Origin of the sequence: Microbacterium hydrocarbonoxydans (assembly GCF_900105205.1) — a bacterium.
Taxonomy (GTDB): Bacteria; Actinomycetota; Actinomycetes; order Actinomycetales; family Microbacteriaceae; genus Microbacterium; species Microbacterium hydrocarbonoxydans.
In genome coordinates, this window is record NZ_FNSQ01000005.1 from 3,333,577 (window position 1) to 3,355,573 (window position 21,997).

Below are 21,997 nucleotides of genomic sequence, written 5' to 3' on the forward strand. Positions count from 1 at the left end.
GTTTCGTCGTGCCCGAACGAGAAGCATCCTCCGCACCTGAGAGAATCGGCGCATGCCTCGTGTCGCCGCTCTCTATCGCTACCCCATCAAGGGCCTGACGCCGGAGGCGGTCGACTCGCTGACGGTGCAGCCGGATGGTCGGGTGGCCGGCGACCGCGTGCTCGCGTTCCGCTTCGCCGACGCCGTGACGCCGGAGGACCGCGACGGTCTCGACTACTGGCCCAAGGCCAGAGGGCTGGCGCTACAGGACTTTCCCTCCGTCGCAGCGCTTCGCACCGCCTACGACGACGACCGGCGTCTGGTACGGCTCGAGCACGCCGGATCGATCCTTGTCGAGGCGGGGCTCGACGACGCAGGGCGGAGGGATCTCGCGGATGCCGTCACAGACTTCGTCCTGGCGACTCCCGAGGGCCGCCGCCTCCGGCGCCCTGGCAGACTCCCCCTCGTCCTGGTCGGCGACGGCACGACCTCGCGGTTCCAGGACCGGGCCCGGGGGTACGTCTCGGTGCACAGCCGGGCGAGTGTGGATGCGCTCGGCGACGCCCTGCGCCTGGGTGTCGATGACCGACGCTTCCGCTCGAACATCGTGATCGACGGGGTACCCGCGTGGTCCGAGCTCGGGTGGACCGGCCGAGTGCAGGTCGGCGTCGTGTCCTTCGAGACCGAAGGACCCATCGTCCGGTGCCTCGCGACACACGCGGACCCCGACAGCGGCGTGCGGGATGCGAAGGTGCTCACCACCCTCACCGGAGTCATCGGGCAGAGCGAGCCGACGCTCGGCCGCCTCCTCCTCCCCGCTGCGGAGAGTGCCGTGACGTCCGGAACGATCAGCATCGGGGATGACGTCGTCACCACCTGAGCCGACCAGCTGAGAACGGCCCCGCCGGTCACCAGCGTCCGTGCCGGCGCTCCCAGTCCTCTTCGATCGTGCGCCGGCGCCCGGCGATCCATCCGGCCGGGATGACCGCGATCAGCACGCCCACCAGCAGCCACAGCGGGATCTGCCAGCTGTCCGTCGCGTCGTGCAGGAGCCCGATCAGCAGCGGGAAGACCGCCGCGACCGCATAGCCGATGCTCTGCACGAAGCCACTGAGCGCGACAGCGCTCTCCGGTGTGCGGGCACGGATGCTCAGCAGCACGAGCGCGAGCGGGAAGAGTCCGGGTGCGAGCCCGAAGAAGATCACCCAGAGCGGCAGTCCGACCGTCGGCAGGAAGAGGAATCCGGCGAGGCCGATCAGTCCGCAGGCGATCGCGACGAAGAAGACCGGCCGGGTCGCCTGGAAGCGCACGATCAGGATCGGCACGAGCAGCGAGCACGGGAGGCCCATCAGCCCGAACAGCGACAGCATCAGACCGGCGTTCGCGGGGGTCACGCCGCCGACGTCGATCAGGATGGTCGGCAGCCAGGCGAACGACACGTACGCGAGCGTGGAGGATGCCGCGAACACCAGCGCGATCGCCCACGCCATCGGCAGGCTCCACAGTCGCCCGAACACCCGGGGGTTCGCCGGAGCGGTGGAGATCGGACCCGTCGCGACGAAGACGTCATCGTCGGCGGTCGCGTCGCGTGTGGCGTCACCCGGTGCGGACCCGGTGAGATCGGCGCTCCTGGTGGGTGCTGCGGCGACGGCATCCGCGCGGTTCGTGACCAGCATGGTGATCCAGGGCACGAGAGCGATCGCGGCGAAGAGGCCCCACAGCCCGAGTGAGACCCGCCAGCCCGCCGAGTCGGCGAGGGGCACGGCGACCAACGGCGGCACAAAGGTCGACACCGCCATGGTCGTCGAGTAGACCGTCATCATCAAGCCGAGACGATCGGCGAAGTACTTCTTCACCAGCGGGGGCAGCAGCACGTTGCCGGAGCCCACGCCTGCGAACACGACCGCGGTCGCGGCCAGCAGCGATGTCGAGTCGCCCGCGAGACTGCGCAGCAGGAGTCCGGCCGCGATCAGGGCGATCGCGACGACGGCCACCCTCTCCAGCCCGAAACGCCGCTCGAACAGCGGCGTGAGCAGACCGAACACGGCGAAGCAGACCGGCGGTGCGGCACCGATCAGTCCGACCACGACGGAGGAGACCGGGAAGTCCTCGGCCACATGATCCAGCACCGGCGACAGGGATGCCACGGCGGAGCGGAGCGAGAAGGCGACCAGCACGATGCCGATCAGCGCGAGCGCGCGTCCTCGCCAGAGCGGCTGCGCGCCCGAGGTCACGAGGTCTGCGACCCCTCCACCCACGCGAGGTACTCGTCGCTGACGGTGCCGGTGACGTACCGGCCGTCGAAGCAGCTCATGTCGAGGTCGCTGAGCACCGATCCCTCGGTGATCGCGGCCTTGAGGTCCTCGACCTCCTGGTACACGAGGTGGTCGCAGCCCAGCTCCTCGGCGATCTCGGGGATCGTCCGGCCGTGGGCGATCAGCTCGTGACGCGAGGGCATGTTGATGCCGTAGACATGCGGATGCCGTACGGGCGGCGCCGCCGAGGCGAACGTGACCGAGGTGGCACCGGCATCCCTGGCCATCTGGATGATCTGCTTCGAGGTCGTGCCGCGCACGATCGAGTCGTCGATCAGGAGCACGTTCTTGCCCTGGAACTCGGTCGACATGGCGTTGAGCTTCTGGCGCACGCTCTTCTTGCGCACCGCCTGCCCCGGCATGATGAACGTGCGTCCCACGTAGCGGTTCTTATAGAAGCCCTCGCGGTACTCGATGCCCAGCTTGCGGGCGACCTCCATGGCCGCGGGGCGCGCGGAGTCCGGAATCGGCATGACGACGTCGATCTTGTCCATCGGCACGTGCTTGGCGATGGTGTCGGCGAGCCGGTCGCCCATGCGCAGCCGCGACTCGTACACGGAGACGCCGTTCATGACGGAGTCGGGACGAGCGAGGTAGACGTACTCGAACGCGCACGGCGCGAGCGTGGCATCCTTCGCGCACTGACGGCTGTGCAGCTCGCCCTCGTTCGTGATGAAGATCGCCTCGCCGGGCTCGACCTCGCGGACGACCTCGTAGTCGGCGTTCTCGAGCACGAGGGACTCGCTGGTCACGACCCACTCGTCACGGCCTTCGGCCCCGGCGACGGTCGAGGGGCGGCGCCCGAGGATCAGCGGACGGATGCCGAACGGATCCCGGAACGCGAGCAGACCGTAGCCGGCGATCACCGCGATGACCGCGTACGCGCCCTCGATGCGCTCGTGCGTGCGCTCGACGGCCTCGAAGATGCGCTCGGAGTCGAGGTCGACGGTCGAGGTGGTGTTCTGCAGCTCACCGGCGAGCACGTTCAGCAGCAGCTCGGTGTCGCTCGACGAGTTGAGGTGCCGACGGTCGCGCTTGGCCATGTCGGCCGTGAGCTCCCGCGTGTTGGTGAGGTTGCCGTTGTGGATGAGGATGATGCCGTAGGGCGCGTTCACGTAGAACGGCTGCATCTCCTCCTCGTTCGAGGCCGTGCCCTTGGTCGCGTAGCGCACATGACCGAGTCCGACGTTGCCGAGCAGCGCGCGCATGTCGCGGGTGCGGAACGCCTCGCGCACCATGCCCTGCGCCTTGGCGTTGTGCATCACACCGTTCGCCTCAGCGGTGGCGATGCCTGTCGCATCCTGACCGCGGTGCTGCAGCAGCAGGAGTGCGTCGTAGATGTCCTGATTGACCGGGGCAGAGCCCACCATTCCGACGATGCCGCACATGGACTCTTACTTCGCTCCGTCCGCGTAGGCGCCGACCAGGCGCACCGCTCCACCGTCGACGCCCTTGGCGCCCTGTTCGAACTCTCCGGCCGGACGTGCGCCGAAGCCCACCGTGCCGACCTGCCACGCCGGCATGCCCTCGGCCTCGAGGGCCGCGATCGCGGCATCCTTCGTCTCCGCCGAGATCACCGCGAGGAATCCGATGCCGAGGTTCCAGGTGCCCTCGGCGGATTCGAGCGTCGACCCGGCGATGTCGCTGAGCACGCGGAAGACCGGGCTCGGCGACCAGGTGCTGCGGTCGACCTCGGCCCAGCTGCCCTGTGGGAGCACACGGGCGAGGTTCGCCGCGATGCCGCCGCCGGTGACGTGGCTGAGCGAGTGGACGCCACCCGCCCCCGTCGCACCGCCGAGCTTCTCGATGAGACGCAGCAGCGGCAGCGTGTAGAGGCGCGTCGGCTCGAGAAGAGCCTCTCCCCAGGTCATGCCGAAGTCGGCGGCGTTGTCGCCGTAGCCGATGCCCGCGTTCGTGACGATGTGACGCACGAGCGAGTAGCCGTTGGAGTGCAGCCCGCTGGATGCGACCGCCAGCACGACGTCGCCGTCCTGCACCCGGTCGGCACCGAGGATGCCGTCGGCCTCGACCACGCCGGTCGCCGCACCGGCGACGTCGTAGTCGCGCGGGCCGAGCAGACCGGGGTGCTCTGCCGTCTCGCCGCCGACGAGGGCTGTGCCCGTGGCGGAGCACGCCTCGGCGATGCCCCGCACGATGTCGGCGATGCGCTGCGGGAAGACCTTGCCGCAGGCGATGTAGTCGGTCATGAAGAGCGGCTTCGCCCCCACGACGACGATGTCGTCGACGACCATGCCGACCAGATCCTGGCCGATCGTGTCGTGCTTGTCGATGGCCTGCGCGATGGCGACCTTCGTGCCGACGCCGTCGGTGCTCGTCGCCAGCAGTGGGCGACGGAAGTCGCGCAGCGCACTCGCGTCGAACAGTCCGGCGAATCCGCCGACACCGCCCAGCACTTCAGGGCCGTGCGTCGCGCGCACGGAGGACTTCATCAGCTCGACGGCGAGATCGCCTGCAGCGGTATCGACGCCGGCTTCGGAATAGGGATTGGTGGGGGAGGCAGCCACCCCTCCAGCCTACCGCGCGCCCGGGCCTCCTCTCCCCTCCCCGAATCTCCTACGATGGGGCCATGGCCGACAAGCCGCAGTGGTTGATCCGCGAAGACGCCAGCGTCCCGGTGCTCGTCGCGCTCGCGCTGCGCCAATCGCTCGGCATCCGGGCCCCCGAGGACCTGCCGAGCCTGCGAGACCTGCCGGTCAGAGCACCGGATGCCGCCGAGGTGACGCCCGAGCTCGAGAAGCAGTGGCGCGACTACTGGGACATGACGGTCGAGCCGCGAGCGCATCCGTCGGGGGTTCCGCTGGAGCTGATCGACGGCTTCGACACGCTGGTCGCGCTGCCGGCCACCGGAGCGGAGGAGCTGGCTCAGGCGATCGCGCCGCACGCGGCATCCGCCATGCACTTCGCCCGTGTCGCGCACGACCGCTACGTGTCGTCGATCCGCAGCTCGATGGCGAGCAGATCGGGTGGGGGGACGATCGGCGGCGAGGCCTATCGGGCCTACGCCAGCGCCATCGCCGAGTTCGAACGGGAGATCGGCCGGCGCGCGCACTCGTTCGAGCTGAACGTGCAGGTGCTGCCGTTCTCGCAGCGCGGCATCTGGTGGATCGGCGCCCTCACGGTCGCCGTCACCGACGGGCTGCGTCGCGATGTCGTGTCGTTCGACGCGGCGATCCGGCCGGTGATCGCCGAACTGGCGTGACGTCGGTCGGCGGGGTCAGTCGCGCTCGATGATGGTCTCGTGCTCGACCCTGACGACGTGGTCATGCCGGCGCGCGACCCGCTCGAGGATGAGAGCGACGACGCTCGCGAGGGCGAAGCCGATCGGCACGGTCCACAGCAGCAGGAACCCGAACACCTGACCGGGCGGGTAGACGACGTTGACGGCCTCGGACGGCTCGTAGCTGCCCACCATCGTCAGGATGCCGGCGGCGATGATCCCGAGCACGACGCCGATGGCCATGAACACGCCGAAGCGCGGCACGCGACGGACGGTCGCCTCGACCGTCTGGGAGGAATCGTGGGAGGACATGCATCCATTCTCCCACCGTTGGCCACAGGTCGCTCCCCTCGTCTGCACAGCGCACCGCCCTCCCCGCAGTTGCGAGGAGGGCGGTGCGGTCCAGCGCGTCAGACCTCCGTCGCGAGCTCGCTCGACTCGTCGCCCCGAGCGCCGCGTGCGGTGCGCCGGCCGATCAGCACGCCGCCTCCCACGCCCAGCGCCACGATCAGCAGTCCGCCGACGATCCACGGCCAGATCGGCGCGCCGTCCGGCACGGTCGCTGCCGTGACGGATGCCGCGGCCGCCGTACCCTCCGACTCATCGGGGACGTCCGCGGGCGCGGTCACGCCGCACTCGGAATCGACGGGGAGCACCGCGGTGAGGGGATCGAGCTCCTCGCCCGCGGCATAGGTGCCGAAGGCCGCTGCTCCCGCCTCGGTGAGAGAGGTCGGGACCTCGTCGAGCGAGAGGCTGCCGTCGACAACCACGGCATCCGCCAGGTCGAACTCGGCGAGACGCACGCCCTTCTGGTCGACGCTCTGGCCGTCCTGCGTGGTGCCGAGCACGTCGAAGACGATGTACCCGGTGTCGCCGGCGAGTTCGAGCCGCGCGTTCACGAGAGTGGTATCGAGTGCGCCGCCGTGACCGGTGAACCGGATGCTGCCGCCGAAGGTGACGAGACCCGTGCGCGTCTCGTCGTCGAAGGAGCCGGCGCCACCGGTCCACACGTAGTCCGGGTAGTCGTAGGTCACGTCGGTGAGAGTCCAGCCGCCCGCGGCGATGCCCTCGATGTAGGTGCGGAACGATTCCTTGTAGCCCCACTCGAGCGTCGCGCCCTCGACCGTGCAGGCGCCGAGTGCCGCGGTCTGCCTGGTCAGAGTGAACGCCAGTCCGCGGTCGACGGATCCCTGCAGGGTCAGCGTGTGGGCGCCGTCCTCGAGCCCTGCGGGCAGCGTGCCCGTCCAGGTCGCGACGCCTGCGGCATCCGCTGTCACGGTGTCGAGCAGCACCGGCGTGGAGTACACCACGACCCGGATGCCGGTCTCGTTCGGCTCGAACCCGGATGCCGTGAACGTCGCAGACCGCCCGGCCTGCAGTGCCGCGAGCTCGCCCTCGGCGATCTCGATGCCGTCGGTCGCCGGAGGCGTCGAGGGGATCTCCCGCTTGACCTTCACGACCGCGGCCGCGACCGTGCCGGTGGTGCCGGAGGGCGCTGCCGCGACCGACCCGATCGTGAACGAGACCGGGTCGAGGTTCGTCGAGAAGCCCGAGAGCACCGTGTCGCGACCGGCTGCCGTGAGGCTGGCCGGCGCCGCCGCGTATGTGACCGCTCCGTTGGACTTCACGACGGTGGCCTTCGACAGATCGAGCGTCGCGAACGGGACGGTCGCACCCGCGTGCGTCACGGAGAGGGTCGCCGACTGCGCGGAGGTGATGCGGATCTGCGGGTTCGAGACCGTGACGTCGAGCACGCCGCCGTGGCCGGTGAAGCGCACCGCCCCGCGGTAGACGACGCTGCCGAGTCCGCTCGCGCGGTCGTAGTCGCCGCCGACGGTCTGCCCGAACTGGAACCGTCCGCCCGACCGGGTCGCGCCGCCGGACACGTCGATCGCGCCCTTCGCGATGTCGCCGACCACATACTCCGTGAACGACGTCGAGATGCCCCACCGCAGGAGGCCGCCGGGCACGGTGGCCGCGGGCTTGGCGGGTGTCGTGGGCTTCGTCGGAGGCTTCGGAGTCTCCGGCTTCTTGCCCGTGATCGCATCCCACTGCGCGGGGGTGACGGCCACCGTCGATCGGGCGTAGATGGTGCCGGCATTCGGCATCGTGTGCTGCTGCCACGCGATGACCTCATAGGTCTTGGTGCGGTCGAGCGTGTCGGCCGGGGCCGTCAGGTCGACGCTGAAGGCGCCACCGGTGATACCGCGCACGTACTGCATCGCGAGGAACCCGCCCCCGGCGGTGACGTCCGCCTCCGTCCCCTTCTCGATCAGGGCGACGTAGGCGCCCGTGACGGCGCCGAGATCGGTGCCTGCCGCCGCGACCGTCAGCCCCTCGGCCGCGGTCGCGGACTTCACCGTCGTCGTGACGGCGGGTGCGGGGGCTGGCAGCAGAGCGTTCCATTGGGCGTCGCTGATCGCGACCGTCGAACGCGCGTAGATCGTGCCGGCATTCGGCATCGTGTGCTGCTGCCACGCGATGACCTCATAGGTCTTGGTGCGGTCGAGCGTGTCGGCCGGGGCCGTCAGGTCGACGCTGAAGGCGCCACCGGTGATACCGCGCACGTACTGCATCGCGAGGAACCCGCCCCCGGCGGTGACGTCCGCCTCCGTCCCCTTCTCGATCAGGGCGACGTACGCCCCGGTGACGCTGCCGAGCTTCGAGCCCGCCGCCGTGACGGTCAGGCCGTCGGCTGCGGTGGCCGCTGTGACGGTCGCGGTGAGGGTCGGGGTCGGGCCGTAGGCGAGCGGGACGCTCTTCTCCTGGGCGGCGTTGGTGACGCCGCCGGCACCGTACGTGTAGATGCCGTAGGAGCCGGGGGTGGCTGCGGCGTCCTTCAGCGTCAGCGTCGCCCGGAAGGTGCCGTCGGCCGCGATGTCGACCCACTGCCCGCGGATCGCGGCCTGGTACTGCGCCGGGACCTGGTTGAGCACGGTCTCGGACAGCGCCCATGCCTGCGCCCCGATCGAACGAGTCGAGCTCGCGGCCCCTGACGACGGCTGCCAGGTGGCGGCGAAGTTGCCGAACACGACGTACGTGCCCTGCGGGAGGTTCGCCGGGATCGGCACCCCTCGTCCGCCCACGTTCGCGGTCGGGTCGTAGCCGGAGCCCTTCACGACGACCTTGTCGCCCGCCTTCAGAGGGGTCGTGCCCACGGGCGTCGAGCCATCGGCCAGGAACACCGCGATCGACGGCTCGGTCGGCTGCTTCGTGCCTGGGTCAGTGCCGGGATCCGTGCCGGGATCGGTGCCTGGGTCCGTGCCGGGGTCGGTGCCGGGGTCGGTGCCGGGGTCCGTCGGTGCCGCGCCCAAGACCGAGTCCCACTGGGCGGCGGAGACCGCGACGTCGCCGCGGGCGTAGATCGTCTCCGCGTTCGGGATGGAGTGCTGCTGCCAGATCAGCACCTCGTACACCTGGGCGCGGTCGAGCGAGCCGGCCGGCGCAGTCAGGGTGAACGAGGTCGCTCCGGCGCTCACCGTCGGGAACGGCTGTGCGAACGCGGCGTATCCGCCACCCGGACCGGACAGCCCGCCCTCGGTGCCCTTCACGATGAGCGCCGCGTAGACGCTCGGGACTCCGGGGAGACCAGTCGCCTCGACCTGCACGGTGAGACCCGCGCTACCCGCCGAGGTCACCGAGGCCGTGACGGAGCCGTCGGCCGCGTGCGCCGGCGGGACGATCACCGCGCCGGCCGCGATCAGGAGGAACGAGAGGAAGGCGGCGAGCAGCACGCGTATGCGGCGACTCTCCGTGGGTGCTGAGGCTGTGGCGTTCACGATTCTCCAGGCACCGGGCACGCAGAGCAGACGCGCGCCGGCGGTGCCGCTGTGCAGTCGGGCGAGGGGGTGAGTGTTGGTTAGGCTTGGCTAAGTAAGCCGCCCTCTCGACCATAGGGGCGACGTCGAGAGCGCGTCAAGTTTTAGGATAGCCTTGCCTAATGCGTCGCCTTCCCGCCGTCCTCGTCTCCGCCGTGCTCGCGGTCGCCCTGGCCGGCTGCGCGGGGTCTGCCGCGACCGGATCACCCCCGGCAGCGAGTGCAGAGGAGAGCTGCCCGCAGGCATCCGTTCCCCTCTCCGACCTCGATCTCGTGGACGACGTCCGCGCCGTGACGGGCGGCTCCACGGCCTGCCTGTCGAGCCAGGCGATCGACCCCGTCGACGACGACAGCGCCCCCCAGCTGCCGGTCACCGTCACCGACAGCGAAGGCCGGACGGTCGAGATCAGCGACGTCGACCGCATCCTGCCCATCGACATCTCGGGCACCATCGCCTCGACCGTTTTCGCTCTCGGACTCGGCGATCAGGTGGTCGGACGCGATTCGTCGACCCGGTTCGCCGGGACAGAGGACCTGCCCGTGGTCACGAAGACCGGCCACACCCTCAACGCCGAGGCGATCCTCGAGCTCGCACCCACGGTCATCCTCACCGACACCACGATCGGGCCGAAGGAGATCCGCCAGCAGCTGCGCGACGCCGGCATCGCGATCGTCGTGATCTCGAGCGACCGACGCCTCGACACCACGGATGAGCTGGTGACCGAGATCGCCGCCGCACTGGGGGTCCCCCGCCGCGGTGCCGCACTGATCGAGCGCCTCGACACCGACCTCGAGGCGACGCGGGCCGAGATCGCCGAGGTCGTGCCGGCCGACGTCGACGACCGAGCGCGGATGCTCTTCCTCTATGTGCGCGGCAACGCCAACATCTACTACATGTTCGGCGAGGACTCCGGCGCTGATTCCCTCATCGACGCGGTCGGCGGAGTCGACGTCGCCGCTGAGATCGGGTGGGAGGGGATGAAGCCGATGACCGCCGAGGCGCTCGTCGCCGCGAAGCCCGATGTGCTCGTCATGATGACCGACGGGCTCGAGTCCGTCGACGGGATCGACGGTCTCATCGAGCGCATCCCGGCGATCGCCGAGACGCCGGCGGGCGCCCACCGTCGCGTCATCGACATGGAGGACAGCGAGATCCTGAGCTTCGGTCCGCGCTCGGCCGACGTGATCGCCGCCATCGCTCGCGCACTCTACGCCCCGGCATCCGGCTCGGCGTCCGGCTCTGCCTCCGACCCCGCGCCCTCCGAGCCCTCCGAGCCCGCGACGTGAGCGGCGAGGTCGTCACCCGCGTGCCGACCCGGCACCGCGGGCTCCGCTTCACGCTCGTCGTGGCCGGTCTGACTGTCGCGCTCCTCGCGACCTGCATCCTCTCGATCACGAGCGGGCAGTACTCGCTCTCCCCGACCGACCTGATCGGCGTGCTGCTGCGCGGGATCGGCATCGACACCGCCTGGGCTCCCGCCGAGGCGACCGATTACGGCGTGATCAACAACCTGCGCCTCCCCCGACTGGTGCTCGGCCTGCTCGTCGGCGTCGCTCTCGCCGTCTCGGGCGTGCTCATGCAGGCGATCTTCGGCAACCCGCTGGCGGATGCCGGGGTCGTCGGCGTCTCCTCGGGCGCGGCGCTCGGAGCGGCCGCGAGCATCACCCTCGGCCTGGCCTCGTTCGGCATGTGGACGACACCCGCCTTCGCATTCCTGGGCGGACTCGCCGCCGTGCTCGCTGTCTACTTCATCAGCCGATCCGGTGGACGCACCGAGGTCGTCACGCTGCTCCTGACGGGCATCGCGATCAATGCGATCGCCGGCGCCGGCATGGCGTTCCTGACCTTCCTCGGCACGACGTCGACCCGCGAGCAGATCGTGTTCTGGCAGCTCGGATCACTGAACGGAGCGCTCTGGTCGAACGTCGCGCTGGTCGCCCCGCTCGTCGCGATCGGCGTCGTCGTCGCCGTGGTCGTCTCCGCGCAGCTCGATCTCTTCGCCCTCGGCGAGCGCACCGCCCGACACCTCGGCGTTCGCGTCGAGCTGCTGCGGATGGCCGTGATCGTCACTGTCGCGGTGCTCGTCTGCGCGGCCGTCGCGTTCGCTGGGATCATCGGATTCGCCGGGCTCGTGGTGCCGCACCTCATGCGCATGCTCATCGGCCCCGCCCACCTGCCGCTCATGATCGCCTCGGCCCTCGGCGGAGCGCTCCTGATCGCGGTCGCCGACCTCGTCGCCCGCACTGCCGTGCCGCTCGCCGACCTGCCCATCGGCATGATCACCTCGCTGGTGGGCGGCCCGTTCTTCCTGTGGCTGCTGGTGCGCACGCGACGCAGGTCCGGAGGATGGGCATGAGCCGCGTGTCCGCCGCGACGCGGATGCAGGCGACCGGCGTGACCGTGCTCGTCGGCGGCGAGCGCGCGATCCTCCACGACGCGTCCATCGAGGTCAGGGCGGGCGAGGTCCATGCGCTCGTCGGACCCAACGGTGCCGGCAAGTCGACCCTGTTCGGGGTCTTGTCCGGCGACGTGATCCCTCGCTCGGGGGAGGTCGTGCTGGATGGGGTGCCGATCGGCGGCATCCGTCCCGCGGCACTGGCGCGCGCGCGGGCGGTGCTGCTGCAGGAGAATGCGGTGTCCTTCCCCTTCACCGTCGAGCAGGTCGTGCGCATGGGGCGCGCGCCGTGGGCGCGCACCGGTTCGGCGGCCGATGACGACGAGATCGTCGCGGCGGCGATGGAGGCGACCGAAGTGCAGGCACTGGCCTCCCGTGCGGTCACCTCGCTGTCCGGCGGCGAGCGGGCCAGGGGCGCGCTCGCGCGAGTGATCGCGCAGAGCACCGGCATTCTGCTGTTGGACGAGCCGACGGCCGCGCTCGACCTGAAGCACCATGAGGACGTCATGCGGCTGATCCGCGGCCGGGCGGATGCCGGCATGGCCGTCGCCATCGTGCTGCACGACCTCAACGCGGCGCTGGCCCACGCCGATCGGGTCACACTCCTGTCGGAGGGGCGGGTCGCCGCCACGGGGTCTCCGTCGGAGGTGCTCACCGCCGGGCGGATCGAAGCCGTCTACGGTCAGGCCGTCGACGTGTTCCCGCATCCGTCCACCGGGGTTCCGCTCATCGTGGCTCGGCGCGGCTCTGCTCTCGCACCGCTCGATTGATCCGATTCGGGGGCAGGGTGCGCCGTCCGACTGATCCGATCCCGGGTCGGCCTGCGTCGTCGCCGGCGAGCTGAAGTCCCAGAAGCGACAATGCAGGGACTGCGTCGTCCGCGAGCATCCCCCGGGGTCAGGGGCGCAGCGGCAGTACGGCGGCCAGATCGGCGCGGGTGCCGGAGGCGCTGACGCGGCCGGAGGTGGCGGCATCCGTCCAGTGCTCGGTTCCGGTGGCCACGGCGATCCAGGTCGCGGCATCCATCTCCACCACGTTCGGAGGAGTGCCACGGGTATGGCGGGGACCCTGGATCACCTGCACGGCACCGAACGGCGGCACGCGCACCTCGACGCTGTTGCCCGGAGCCTTCTCGTCGAGCAGCTGCAGCAGGTAGCGCACAGCGGTGGCGAGCGCGGTGCGCGGTGGCTTCTCGCCGGCGGCATCCGCTCGTCGCACCACGTCGAGAGCGGCCCGGCCGTCGACGATGTCGATCTTCCTCGGGGGCATGGGATCCAGGGTACGCGCGCCGGTCGCCGGCGGCGGGCGGTGTGGTGGGCGGTGCGGCGTGCGGCTGCGAAGGCGATGTGCTCTTGCGAAGGCCGAATCCCCCGCATCCTGCCTTCGCACGCGCATTTCGACTGCGCAGGCGCACGCCGCGCCCCCGGTTCGCAGGCATAGGCTCAGGGTGATGAGCCAGAATCCCGAGACACTGCACGGAGCGCGAGCCGAACTGCTCGCCGCCGCCGGGCGCCGCGAGAGGTGGGCGCGGCCATTCCCCCCGGTCGTCGGGACGGCACATGCGGCATCCGTCCTCGTCCTGTTCGGACGCCTCGACAGCAAGCCTGCTCAGACCGACGAGCTGACCGTCGCGGCCGACCTCGACGTGCTGCTGCAGCGCCGCGCGGCGACCCTGTCGTCGCATCCAGGACAGGTCTCCTTCCCCGGCGGCAGACGCGAGGATGCCGACGCGGATGCCGTCGCCACCGCCCTGCGCGAGGCCGAGGAGGAGACCGGGCTCGATCCGGCCGGAGTCGAGATCCTGGCGACGCTCGACGAGCTGCCTCTCGCGGCCAGCAATCACGTCGTGACTCCGGTGCTCGCCTGGTGGCGGTCGCCGTCTCGCGTCGCGGCGGTCGACCACGCCGAGACGGTCGACGTGTTCCGGGTGCCGGTGGCGCAACTGCTCGATCCCGACCGCCGGTTCACGTCGACGATCCACCGGATGGGTCGCACCTGGCGCGGCCCCGCCTTCGACATCGACGGCACGATCGTGTGGGGATTCACCGCGATGGTGCTTGACGCCCTGTTCGATGCGACCGGGTGGACGCTGCCGTGGGACCCGTCGATCGAGCGGCCGATCGAGCTCTGACCCAGTCGTCCGACCCCCGGCCCTCGTCAGCTTCCCGGCCTCCCGGTCTCCCCGACCCCCGGCCCCCCGGCCCTCGTCAGCTTCCCGGCCTCCCGGCCTCCCCGGTTTCCCGTTCACAACTCAGCACCGATGCGGCGCGCGTCCCGGAAGAAGCCCCAGAACCACCCCCCGGCGCGGTTCTGTGCTGAGTTCTGAACCCGCTCGGGTGCAGAACCCCCCAGCGACCACCCGTGGAGATCCGGCGACCGCCCCCACCCGCTTCCCGCAACCCGCCGAAACCCGTACCCGACTCTCCCCTGCTTCTGCTCCACAACTCCGGAGATCTGACCACGGATGGACGCGCAGCGCCCGATCTGCCCGCAAGCAGCCCAGTTCTCCGGAGTTATGAATCGCCGCGCGGCGAGAACCCGCCGGGAACCCACTCGCAACCCGCCGAAACCCGCGCCCGCGCGTCGGTAGTCTGGACACGTGAAGATCCTCGTCCTCGGTTCCGGTGCCCGTGAGCACGCGATCATCCTCGCCCTGCGGGCAGAGCAGGCGGAGCACGAGCTCATCGTCGCCCCCGGCAATGCCGGCATGGCGCAGGATGCCACTCCCGTCACTCTCGACATGCTCGACGGGGCCGCTGTCACCGCCTTCGCGAACGAGCATGCCGTCGACCTCGTCGTCGTCGGGCCCGAGGCTCCCCTCGTCGCCGGAGTGGCCGACGTGCTGCGCGCCCACGGCATCCCCGTGTTCGGCCCCGGCAAGGCGGCGGCGCAGCTCGAGGGATCCAAGTCGTTCGCCAAGCGCATCATGGATGCCGCGGGCGTACCCACTGGTCGCGCCGTGCGCGCCACCACCGTCGCCGAGGTCGAGGCCGCGTTCGACGAGCTCGGTGCCCCTCATGTGGTGAAGGCCGACGGACTCGCGGCGGGCAAGGGCGTCGTCGTGACCTCCGACCGCGCCGAGGCGCTCGCGCACGCCGAGCAGTACCTGCCCTCAGGTCCGGTGCTCATCGAGGAGTTCCTGTCCGGCCCCGAGGTGTCGCTGTTCTTCCTGAGCGACGGCGACACGGTCCGCGCCCTGAGCCCCGCCCAGGACTTCAAGCGCGCATTCGACGGCGACGAAGGACCCAACACCGGCGGCATGGGCGCCTACTCGCCGCTGCCGTGGCTCGCCGACCGGTTCGGCAGCGAGAAGGCGTTCGTCGACGAGGTCACCCGCGACGTCGCCCTGCCGGTGATCCGCCAGCTCGACGGTGAGGGCACCCCGTTCATCGGCCTGCTCTACGCGGGTCTCATCCTCACCCCCGCAGGTGTGCGCGTGATCGAGTTCAACGCCCGCTTCGGCGACCCCGAGACGCAGATCGTGCTGCCGCGCCTGGTGACCCCACTGTCGGAACTGCTGTTCGCCGCGGCATCCGGCACCCTCGAGGACCAGCCGGACCCGGTATTCAGCGACGACGTCGCCATCACGGTCGTGCTCGCCAGCGAGGGCTACCCCGAGGCGCCGCAGACCGGTCGTCCGATCGAGGGGCTCGCCGATGCGGCCGCGATCGAGGGCGTCCGTCTCGTGCATGCGGCGACGGCGAGTCCGGATGCTCCGGGGGCTCTCTCGTCGCCACGGGCGGGCGCGTGCTGAACGTCGTGGCCGTGGCATCCGACTTCCGCACCGCACGTGAGCGCGCCTATCAGGCCATCGGACGAATCACGCTCGAGGGGTCGCACTTCCGCACGGACATCGCCGCGCGCGTCGCCGAATAGCCCGCCGCCCCTTCCCCCGGCGTCTCCCGTTTCCCGGGCACCCCTTCACCGCCCCACCCTTCATCCGCACACCCCTTCACCGGGCACCCCTTCACCCGCACACCCCTTCACCGGGCACAGCTTCACCGGGCACGGCTTCGGATTCCGCGCGCGCCACGCCGCAGCATCCGCCCCTCACCCGGCGCGCCGCGCCGCATCTCCGAAGTTGCGCGCACCGGTCGGGACATCAGACCCGGCACACCAGACCCGACACCCCACACCCTTCACCCTTCACCGGGCACAGCTTCGGATGCGGGGCGCGCCGCGCCGCATCATCCGCCCCTCACCCGGCGCGCCGCGCCGCATCTCCGAAGCTGTCCCACCAGACCCGACACACCCAGACCCGACACACTCAGACCCGACACACATCGGACGGGACATCAGACCCGACACACCCAGACCCGACACACCCAGACCCGACACACCAGACCCGAGACACCACACCCGACACACCACACCCGACACACCACGCCGAACACACCATCCCGGCACGACGAAGGCCCCCACCCGACACCGGATGGGGGCCTTCGACACAACCCGTCAGAGCACCTTCGAGAGGAAGTCCTTGAGGCGCTCGTTCTTGGGGGCGCCGAACAGCTCGGCGGGCGGTGCCTCCTCGACGACGACGCCGCCGTCCATGAACACCGTGCGCCCGGAGACCTCGCGCGCGAAGCCCATCTCGTGCGTCACGAGCACCATCGTCATGCCGCCGGACGCGAGGTCGCGGATGACCTGCAGCACCTCGCCCACCATCTCGGGGTCGAGGGCGCTGGTGGCCTCGTCGAACAGCATGATCTCGGGATCCATGGCGAGGGCGCGGGCGATCGCGACGCGCTGCTTCTGACCACCGGAGAGGGATGCCGGCTTCGCGTCCGCCTTCTCGGCGAGGCCGACGCGATCGAGCAGCGCCAGCGCGCGCTCCTTCGCCTGAGCCTTCGACAGCTTGCCGAGTTCCACCGGGGCGAGCGTGATGTTCTCGAGCACGGTCATGTGCGGGAACAGGTTGAAGTGCTGGAACACCATGCCGATCCGCTGGCGCACCTCGTCGAGCTTCACGCTCTTGTCGGTGAGGTCGACGCCGTCGACGATCACATGGCCGGACGTCGGCTCCTCGAGCTTGTTGAGGCAGCGCAGCAGGGTCGACTTGCCGGAACCCGACGGGCCGATGACCGCGACGACCTCGCCGTCCTCGACCGTGAGATCGATGCCCTTGAGCACGTGGTTGTCGCCGAACGACTTGTGCAGGTCCCTGACCTCGATCTTGCTCATGCGTTGAACTTCCTCTCCAGGCGGTTCGCGAGCAGCGTCAGCAGCGTGATCACGACGAAGTAGATGATGGCGACGATCGTCAGCACCTGAGCCGACAGGTACGTTGAGGCGATGATCTGACGCGACACGAACGTGAGTTCGGCGAGGCCGATGACGCTGATCAGCGACGTGTCCTTGAGGGTGATGATGCCCTGGTTCACGAACGACGGGATCATGATGCGGAACGCCTGCGGCAGCACGACCTTGCGCATGGTCTTCCAGTGTCCGAGCCCCAGCGAGCGCGACGCCTCCGCCTGACCGGGGTCGACGGCCTGGATGCCACCGCGGATGATCTCGGTCATGTAGGCGCCGGTGTTCAGCGAGAGCGTGATCGCTCCGGCGACGAACGGGTTGAACGTCAGACCGGGGAACAGCTGCGGGATGGCGAAGAAGACGAAGAAGGCCTGCACCAGGATCGGGGTGCCGCGGAAGACGTAGACGTACGCCGTGGCGACCCAGCGGAACGGCGCGAAGGCCGAGACGCGTCCGAACCCGAAGATGAGGCCGAGGATGAACGCCGCGACGATCGCGACGAGCGTCGCGAGGATGGTGAGCCATAGACCCTCCATCAGTGCGGGCCAGTACTTGACCGCGACCGAGAAGATGTCCGTCGCCTGCGTCGACTCCTCGCCGCCGGACAGATAGCTGTCGACGATCTTGTCGTACTCGCCCGACTCCTGCAGGTTCGCGAGGCCCTCGTTGAACATCTCGACCAGCTCGGGGTTCTGCCCCTTGTTGACGGCGAAGCCGTACTCGCCGCCGAGCTCGGGGTCGCCGATCAGACGGAAGCCCGAGCCCTGCTGGATCCCGTAGGCGAGCACCGGGAAGTCCTCGAAGTAGCCGACGGCCTGGCCGGCCTTGACGGCATCCACCATGTCGGTGGTGTCCTGGTACGGGGTGATGCGGAACCCGAACTCGTCCTGGTTCTCTTCGGCGAACGTCTGGCCCTGGGTGCCGGTCTTGACGGCGACGGCCTCGCCGTCGAGGTCGTCGAGCGACTCGATGTCGCTGGACTCGAGCACGCCGAGCTGGATGCCGCTGGTGAAGTACGGGTCGCTGAAGTCGAACGTCTTCTGGCGCTCCTCGGTGATCGACATGCCCGCCATGACCGCGTCGACCTGGTTGGCCTGCAGCGCCTGCACGGCGGCGTCGAACCCGAGCTGACGGATCTCGACCTCGAAGCCCTGGTCCTTCGCGATCGCACGCAGCAGGTCCATGTCGATGCCGACGAGGTCGCCGTTCGCGTCGGTGAACTCGAACGGCGCGAACGTCGTGTCGGTGCCGATGACGTAGGTCTCGCTGTCGTCGGCCGCGGTGGCGGCGGATGCGCCGCCGAGCAGGCTGCCGGCCGCGACGAGCGCCGTGAGCGCCATCGCCCCGACGGTGCGTCCGAGCGTGCGCAGGCGCGCAGACGCAGAGGTGGGATGTGGGATCACGACGGATGCTCCTCGGATCGGATGGGCGGCAGGATGCTGCCACCGGGACGGTCGTCGACCATCCACCCTAACCGGCGGCGGCGTATCGGCCGTGCTCGGGCTGGGCCGGTCGGGCCGGCCCGAGCGGGCGGACAGGCCGGGCGACCGGAGGGGTCAGAGGGTCAGAGGGTCAGAGGGTGATCCAGTACCGGCGCAGCATCGCGTGGCCCCTGGCGGACTGATCGCTGACATCCTGCAGCACGCCGTCGGCCCCTTCGATGGTCCGGTACGAGCCGACGTTGTCGTCGTCGCAGGTGACCAGCACCCGGTCGAGTCCGATCTCGCGCGCGCGCTCGAGTCCGAGCCGCAGGGCCGCCGAGGCATACCCCCGACGTCGCCGCGATTCCCGCACCGAGTATCCGATGTGTCCGCCCGCTTCGCGCAGCCACTCGTTGAGGTCGTGGCGGAACGACAGGAATCCGACGACCTCGCCGTCGTCGACGACCCAGTAGAGGTCGTTGTGCACGGCGTCGTCAGGCAGGTCGGCGGTCGTGTCGGCGAGCAGCGTCGCCTTCTCGATCAGAGCGTCGAGTGTGGCGCGATCCGGGGTGACCGGCGCCTGCAGTCCCGACCCGTCGATGTGACTCTCGCCGAACTCGGCGACCGCCTCCGCCCAGCTGTCGAAGAGGTCGGTCGTGGGCCTGGTGAGCTCGATCGTCATCGCCCGATGAGATCACACCGACCGTCGCGGTCGCAAACCGGGCCTTCCGCACGGTCGTGCGGAAGGCCCGGCTCGCGTCGCGGTCCACGCGGCGGCGGGTCAGCGGCGGGTCACGCCGCGGGGGCCGGAGCCTCCGCGGGGGCGGATGCCGCGGCATCCGCCTTGTCGTACCGACCGAGGAAGAGCGATGCGACGAGCGCGACGACCATCACGCAGGCGGGAAGCAGGATCGCCTGCGACATGCCGGCGGCGAAGCCCTCCGCGACCTCCGGCGGCAGCGAGCCTCCGCTGATGCCGGACGGCGCGTCGGACAGCCCTGGCAGGTTCGCCTCGAGGCGCGACTGCATGAACGTCGCGATGGATGCCGAGCCGATGACCGATCCGATCGTGCGAGTGGTGTTGTAGATACCCGCGCCGGCGCCGGCCTGGCGAGGCGGCAGCTTGCGGGTGGCGGTGGTCGCCAGCGGCCCCCACATCCCCGCGTTTCCGATGCCCATGAGGGCCGAGGGGAGCAGGAACATCCAGATCGGGGTGTCCATGTTGATCAGCGCCGAGTACCAGATGAGGGCCACGACGACGCACAGGAGGCCGGGGATGAGGATGATGCGCGGGTCGACGCGGTCGAGCAGCTTGCCGGCGAAAGGGGCCAGCACGCCCGACAGCACGGCCATCGGGATGAGGAGCAGCGCCGCCTCGGTCGGAGTGAGGCCTCGCGCGGTCTGCAGGAAGAACATCATCGGCAGCGACATGCTCGTCACCGTGAAGCCGACGGCCGCGATAGCGACGTTCGCGCCGGAGAAGTTGCGGTCGCGGAAGAGTGCCAGCGGCACGAGCGCCTCGCTCCGGGTGCGCGCCTGCTGGACGATGAAGAGGGCGAGCACGACGAGTCCGGTGATGATGAGGCCCCACACCGAGATCGGCCCCCAGATCACGCCCCAGTCGAACTTCTCACCCTCCTGCAGTCCGAAGACCAGCAGGAACAGGGCGACGGCACTGAGGATGACGCCCAGGATGTCGAAGCGGTGCGGGCTGGTCTGCAGCTTCGGCACCAGCCGCCACGCGAGCACGAACGCGACGATCCCGACGGGGATGTTGACGAAGAAGATCCACTCCCAGCCGAACCCGTCGACGAGCAGACCGCCGACGAGCGGTCCGACCAGAGTCGCGACACCCGCGGTGGCACCCCAGAGCCCCATCGCCGCACCCCGACGCTCGGGCGGGAAGGTGCGGGTGATCACGGCCATCGTCTGCGGGGTCATGAACGCGGCGCCGAGGCCCTGCACGGCGCGGGCCGCGATCAGCATCTCGAGCGAGTTCGACAGACCGCACCAGAGGGAGGCGAGCGTGAAGATCGCGAGTCCGATGAGGTAGATGTTCTTCGGGCCGAAGCGGTCGCCGAGGCGGCCGGTGATCAGCAGCGGCACCGCGTAAGCGAGCAGGTACGCGCTGGTAACCCACACGACGTTGTCGAGGTTGTTGGTGGTCGGGTCGAGGGCGGCCTTGATCGCCGGGTTCGCCACCGAGACGATCGTCGTGTCGACGAGGATCATGAAGAACCCGATCACCAGCGCCCAGAGCGCCGGCCAGGGGCTCGCCGGGCGATGCCCTGCGGCGAAGGTCCCGGTCGATGGACCTGAGGAGGCGGATGCCGGGGGCCGGCCGTCCGTCCGAGAGGAATCGGTCATTGCTGTGCAGCCTTTCGCTGTGCGCGGTAGCGGTCTGAGTATTCGAAGGCGTCGGGCCCCCAGGGGAACGACTCGGATGCGAGGCGGTCGAGGAGCGAGTCGAGCCAGCGCAGCTCGGCCTCGAGCAGCACCTCCTGACGCTCGAACTCGACGAGCACCTGCTCGGGCACGTTCTTGTGCCGCGCGCCGGTCAGCCCGTCGCGGTGCGAGACGTGCGCCTCGGCGAGGGCGTCGCGACGCACCCGCAGATTCTCGATCACGTCGCGGCGTTCGAGATTGTGGGCCTCGGCGAGCGCGATCCGGAACTCCGTGGGCCGATCGATGCTCGACAGCTCGCGGCGTAGCCAGCGGAGCAGCGCATCCTTGCCGGCATCCGTCAGCGTGTAGGTGGTGCGCTCGGGGCGGTTGCCCTCGCGATCGGTGCCGACCTCTTCGAGGAGACCCGACCGCTGGAGGCGTCCGACCGTGTGATAGAGCGTGCCGTTGGTGATCGAGAGCAGGCGCTCGTCGCGGCGGGCGCGCATCAGCCGCACCATCTCATAGGGATGCATGTCGCCCTCGCTCAGCAGCGCGAGCACCATGACCCCCATCGGGGTCAGGCGGTCGGTGGTGTCGTTCGGCACGCGCATCCTCTCTCAAATAGTCCATGTGGACTATACGCCCGCGATGAGCGCTCCGACAACACCGCCGAGGTGTCCATTCGGCTACTGCAGGGTGGCCTGGAGCTGCGCCGGTGAGAGTGGCCGGTCTGCGTACACCAGCCGCATCGCAGCCGGGTCGGGATTGCCGACGTCCGGCGCCCGATGCACGAGCTCGAGTCCGAGCTTCTCGGCCACGCGCGCCGACCCGGTGTTGTGTTCGACCAGGTACGCGATCACCGGCCGGTCGGGGTCGATCTCGCGCGCCCGCGCGACACCGGCGCGGGCGAGCTCGGTCGCGAAACCGCTTCCGTGGTGGTCGGCGGCGATCCGGTAGCCCACGTTCCAGACCTCTCCGCCGAGCAGCGTGCATCCGCCGTTGCCGATCACCTCCCCGGTGTCCCGCAGCCGAGCGACCCGCGACCCGAGTCCAGCGGTGCTCCAGCTGCGCTCCCAGCGCTCCATCATTCGCACCGTCTCGTCGCGGGTCGTGTGGCGGAGGCTCGGATAGTGCGTCCAGACCCGCGGATCGCGCTGGATCGCGAAGACCTCGTCGAGGTCGGTCGGCAC

18 protein-coding genes and 1 pseudogene are annotated in these 21,997 nt (G+C 70.0%); 7 read left to right on the forward strand and 12 right to left on the reverse strand.

The features are described 5' to 3' along the window. The first annotated feature begins 52 nt into the window (after positions 1 to 52). Positions 53 to 859 (forward strand): MOSC domain-containing protein, encoded by an 807-nt coding sequence (locus BLW44_RS16240; RefSeq protein ID WP_060927080.1) that lies wholly within the window; start codon positions 53 to 55, stop codon positions 857 to 859. Between the two features lie 28 nt (positions 860 to 887). Here BLW44_RS16240 and BLW44_RS16245 read toward each other — a convergent pair whose 3' ends face one another. From BLW44_RS16245 to purM, 3 genes are read right to left on the reverse strand one after another with little or no spacing between them, the layout of a single operon-like run. After that, the gene (locus tag BLW44_RS16245) at positions 888 to 2,237 is read right to left on the reverse strand and encodes an MFS transporter (protein WP_245647409.1); all 1,350 of its coding nucleotides are present in this window, start codon (positions 2,235 to 2,237) and stop codon (positions 888 to 890) included. Then, positions 2,210 to 3,682 carry an amidophosphoribosyltransferase gene (purF, locus tag BLW44_RS16250; RefSeq protein ID WP_060927079.1) on the reverse strand — a complete coding sequence of 491 codons (1,473 nt, stop codon included), beginning with the start codon at positions 3,680 to 3,682 and terminating at the stop codon, positions 2,210 to 2,212. Before purF ends, BLW44_RS16245 begins: the two co-directional genes overlap by 28 nt. Positions 3,683 to 3,688: 6 nt before the next feature. Further along, positions 3,689 to 4,819 (reverse strand): phosphoribosylformylglycinamidine cyclo-ligase, encoded by a 1,131-nt coding sequence (purM, locus tag BLW44_RS16255; protein WP_060927078.1) that lies wholly within the window; start codon positions 4,817 to 4,819, stop codon positions 3,689 to 3,691. Between the two features lie 62 nt (positions 4,820 to 4,881). Here purM and BLW44_RS16260 point away from each other — a divergent pair, with 62 nt between their 5' ends. Beyond that, complete coding sequence (locus tag BLW44_RS16260) at positions 4,882 to 5,514, forward strand: hypothetical protein (RefSeq protein ID WP_060927077.1); 633 nt, start codon at positions 4,882 to 4,884, stop codon at positions 5,512 to 5,514. Positions 5,515 to 5,529: 15 nt separating this feature from the next. Here BLW44_RS16260 and BLW44_RS16265 read toward each other — a convergent pair whose 3' ends face one another. Beyond that, a complete protein-coding gene (locus BLW44_RS16265; RefSeq protein WP_060927076.1) occupies positions 5,530 to 5,844 on the reverse strand; it encodes a hypothetical protein in 315 nt (104 codons plus the stop codon). 98 nt (positions 5,845 to 5,942) lie between these two features. Next, the gene (locus BLW44_RS16270; RefSeq protein WP_139305300.1) at positions 5,943 to 9,311 is read right to left on the reverse strand and encodes an HtaA domain-containing protein; all 3,369 of its coding nucleotides are present in this window, start codon (positions 9,309 to 9,311) and stop codon (positions 5,943 to 5,945) included. 161 nt (positions 9,312 to 9,472) lie between these two features. Between BLW44_RS16270 and BLW44_RS16275 the strand changes: the two genes are divergently transcribed. The 3 genes from BLW44_RS16275 to BLW44_RS16285 are packed head-to-tail and all read left to right on the forward strand — an operon-like array spanning position 9,473 to position 12,515. Beyond that, positions 9,473 to 10,636: a heme/hemin ABC transporter substrate-binding protein gene (locus BLW44_RS16275; protein ID WP_060927074.1), complete on the forward strand. Its 1,164-nt coding sequence runs from the start codon at positions 9,473 to 9,475 to the stop codon at positions 10,634 to 10,636. Next, positions 10,633 to 11,706 (forward strand): FecCD family ABC transporter permease, encoded by a 1,074-nt coding sequence (locus tag BLW44_RS16280; RefSeq protein WP_060927073.1) that lies wholly within the window; start codon positions 10,633 to 10,635, stop codon positions 11,704 to 11,706. The genes BLW44_RS16275 and BLW44_RS16280 overlap by 4 nt, the downstream gene beginning before the upstream one ends. Before the next feature lie 23 nt (positions 11,707 to 11,729). Then, complete coding sequence (locus BLW44_RS16285; RefSeq protein WP_060927107.1) at positions 11,730 to 12,515, forward strand: heme ABC transporter ATP-binding protein; 786 nt, start codon at positions 11,730 to 11,732, stop codon at positions 12,513 to 12,515. A gap of 127 nt (positions 12,516 to 12,642) precedes the next feature. Here the strand turns inward: BLW44_RS16285 and BLW44_RS16290 are convergent, their stop codons facing one another. Next, positions 12,643 to 13,014 carry a sterol carrier family protein gene (locus BLW44_RS16290; RefSeq protein ID WP_060927072.1) on the reverse strand — a complete coding sequence of 124 codons (372 nt, stop codon included), beginning with the start codon at positions 13,012 to 13,014 and terminating at the stop codon, positions 12,643 to 12,645. Between the two features lie 181 nt (positions 13,015 to 13,195). On the opposite strand from BLW44_RS16290, the gene BLW44_RS16295 reads away from it, so the two are divergent. Together BLW44_RS16295 and purD are read left to right on the forward strand one after the other, a co-directional pair. Beyond that, positions 13,196 to 13,876 (forward strand): NUDIX hydrolase, encoded by a 681-nt coding sequence (locus tag BLW44_RS16295; RefSeq protein ID WP_060927071.1) that lies wholly within the window; start codon positions 13,196 to 13,198, stop codon positions 13,874 to 13,876. A gap of 468 nt (positions 13,877 to 14,344) precedes the next feature. Further along, a pseudogene (purD, locus tag BLW44_RS16300) lies at positions 14,345 to 15,621 on the forward strand (phosphoribosylamine--glycine ligase). Between the two features lie 579 nt (positions 15,622 to 16,200). Here the strand turns inward: purD and BLW44_RS16305 are convergent. The 6 genes from BLW44_RS16305 to BLW44_RS16330 form a co-directional block, all read right to left on the reverse strand. Continuing rightward, on the reverse strand, positions 16,201 to 16,929 hold the full coding sequence (locus BLW44_RS16305) for an amino acid ABC transporter ATP-binding protein (protein ID WP_060927069.1): 729 nt from the start codon (positions 16,927 to 16,929) through the stop codon (positions 16,201 to 16,203). Continuing rightward, positions 16,926 to 18,341: an amino acid ABC transporter substrate-binding protein/permease gene (locus tag BLW44_RS16310; protein WP_420811383.1), complete on the reverse strand. Its 1,416-nt coding sequence runs from the start codon at positions 18,339 to 18,341 to the stop codon at positions 16,926 to 16,928. The genes BLW44_RS16305 and BLW44_RS16310 overlap by 4 nt, the downstream gene beginning before the upstream one ends. 232 nt (positions 18,342 to 18,573) lie before the next feature. Continuing rightward, positions 18,574 to 19,104, reverse strand: coding sequence for a GNAT family N-acetyltransferase (locus BLW44_RS16315; protein ID WP_060927067.1), 531 nt, complete (start codon positions 19,102 to 19,104; stop codon positions 18,574 to 18,576). A 110-nt stretch (positions 19,105 to 19,214) separates the two neighbouring features. After that, complete coding sequence (locus tag BLW44_RS16320) at positions 19,215 to 20,789, reverse strand: DHA2 family efflux MFS transporter permease subunit (RefSeq protein ID WP_060927066.1); 1,575 nt, start codon at positions 20,787 to 20,789, stop codon at positions 19,215 to 19,217. After that, positions 20,786 to 21,412, reverse strand: a complete 627-nt coding sequence (locus BLW44_RS16325; RefSeq protein WP_245647408.1) for a PadR family transcriptional regulator — start codon at positions 21,410 to 21,412, stop codon at positions 20,786 to 20,788. Before BLW44_RS16325 ends, BLW44_RS16320 begins: the two co-directional genes overlap by 4 nt. 81 nt (positions 21,413 to 21,493) lie before the next feature. Continuing rightward, positions 21,494 to 21,997 (reverse strand): GNAT family N-acetyltransferase, encoded by a 504-nt coding sequence (locus tag BLW44_RS16330; protein WP_139305301.1) that lies wholly within the window; start codon positions 21,995 to 21,997, stop codon positions 21,494 to 21,496.

Excerpts from the sequence above, each read along its gene's own strand:
- BLW44_RS16305 (WP_060927069.1), bottom strand. The coding sequence starts at position 16,929 with ATGAGCAAGATCGAGGTCAGGGACCTGCACAAGTCGTTCGGCGACAAC.
- purF (WP_060927079.1), bottom strand. The coding sequence starts at position 3,682 with ATGTGCGGCATCGTCGGAATGGTGGGCTCTGCCCCGGTCAATCAGGAC.
- BLW44_RS16290 (WP_060927072.1), bottom strand. The coding sequence starts at position 13,014 with ATGCCCCCGAGGAAGATCGACATCGTCGACGGCCGGGCCGCTCTCGAC.
- BLW44_RS16240 (WP_060927080.1), top strand. The coding sequence starts at position 53 with ATGCCTCGTGTCGCCGCTCTCTATCGCTACCCCATCAAGGGCCTGACG.
- BLW44_RS16315 (WP_060927067.1), bottom strand. The coding sequence starts at position 19,104 with ATGACGATCGAGCTCACCAGGCCCACGACCGACCTCTTCGACAGCTGG.
- BLW44_RS16275 (WP_060927074.1), top strand. The coding sequence starts at position 9,473 with ATGCGTCGCCTTCCCGCCGTCCTCGTCTCCGCCGTGCTCGCGGTCGCC.
- BLW44_RS16265 (WP_060927076.1), bottom strand. The coding sequence starts at position 5,844 with ATGTCCTCCCACGATTCCTCCCAGACGGTCGAGGCGACCGTCCGTCGC.
- BLW44_RS16285 (WP_060927107.1), top strand. The coding sequence starts at position 11,730 with ATGCAGGCGACCGGCGTGACCGTGCTCGTCGGCGGCGAGCGCGCGATC.
- BLW44_RS16320 (WP_060927066.1), bottom strand. The coding sequence starts at position 20,789 with ATGACCGATTCCTCTCGGACGGACGGCCGGCCCCCGGCATCCGCCTCC.
- BLW44_RS16260 (WP_060927077.1), top strand. The coding sequence starts at position 4,882 with ATGGCCGACAAGCCGCAGTGGTTGATCCGCGAAGACGCCAGCGTCCCG.
- BLW44_RS16310 (WP_420811383.1), bottom strand. The coding sequence starts at position 18,341 with ATGGCGCTCACGGCGCTCGTCGCGGCCGGCAGCCTGCTCGGCGGCGCA.
- BLW44_RS16295 (WP_060927071.1), top strand. The coding sequence starts at position 13,196 with ATGAGCCAGAATCCCGAGACACTGCACGGAGCGCGAGCCGAACTGCTC.